This window comes from Streptomyces sp. SID11385 (genome assembly GCF_010548245.1).
Lineage (GTDB): Bacteria > Actinomycetota > Actinomycetes > Streptomycetales > Streptomycetaceae > Streptomyces.
In genome coordinates this window covers 1-1,000 of record NZ_JAAGLR010000129.1, presented here as the reverse complement: position 1 = coordinate 1,000, position 1,000 = coordinate 1, and the positions used below count along the sequence as shown (strand labels likewise).

Genomic DNA, 1,000 nt, shown 5'->3' with positions numbered 1-1,000 from the left:
CGCGTACACCGAGCACGTCGACACGTACACGTACCGCGCGGCCCGGTCCTTCAGCGCCTCGGCCGCGTCCCGCACCGCGCGCGGCCCGTGCGACCACGTGTCCACCACGAGGTCCCACGTGCCGCCTTCGAGCGCCGCGAGCCCGCCGGGCGCCGTGCGGTCGCCGACGAGCGCGCGGGCGCCCTCCGGGACGGGCTTCGTGCCCCGGTTGAGGACGGTCACGTCCCAGCCGCGCGCGAGGCCCGCCTCGACCGTCGCGCGCCCGACGAACTCGGTCCCGCCCAGCACGAGCAGCCGTGTCCGCACATCGTTTGCCGAAGTGTTCGCAGTCATGACACGAGCCTGCCCGCCCCGGACGGGACCGGGAACCGCTTTTCGCTCTCGGGGGATCTTGTGCGCTGTCGGCCGAACTCCGGCGTGTACGGGAACCTTTCGGCCCGCCGCGCCCGTCCGGCCGCCGCGCCCCCCAGGGCGTCCCGCTCAGCCCAGCGGCGGCGTGTACTTGTACCCGACCCGCCGCACCGTCTGGATGCTGTGCCGGTACGCGCTGCCGAGCTTGCGGCGCAGCCGCGCGATGTGCACGTCCACGGTCCGCCCGTCGCCGACGTGCCCGTAGCCCCACACGGTCGTCACCAACTGGTCGCGCGTGTGCACCCGGTGGGGGTGCGCGACGAGGTGCGCGAGGAGTTCGAACTCCAGGTACGTGAGGTCGAGCGGTCGCCCGTCGACCTCGGCGGTCCTGCGGTGCGCGTCGACCCGGACGGCCTCGGCACGGGGTTCGGGCGCCGGCTCGGGCACGGCGCTCACGGCCGGCGCGGCGGCCTCCGCGAACGGTGACTGCTGATCGGCCGGTACGAGCACGAGGTACCCGACCATCGGCGGATTGCCCGGCAGCACGGGCAGCGTGTGCGGCGGTACGGGGAGCCAGGTCGCCCCGGCCGGCAGCGCGACCTCGGGCGGGGCGAGCGGCGCGGGCGCGGGCTCGCCCGCCTCGACGGCC

The 1,000-nt window shown here is 75.8% G+C and carries 2 protein-coding genes; both read right to left on the bottom strand.

Features of this window, described 5'->3' with window-relative positions:
* The coding region (locus G3I42_RS04185; protein WP_343244449.1) for an NAD-dependent epimerase/dehydratase family protein at positions 1-333 on the bottom strand (333 nt) is incomplete at its 3' end.
* A gap of 147 nt (positions 334-480) precedes the next feature.
* A partial coding sequence (locus G3I42_RS04180) for a winged helix-turn-helix domain-containing protein (RefSeq protein ID WP_164282484.1) occupies positions 481-1,000 on the bottom strand: 520 nt, incomplete at its 5' end.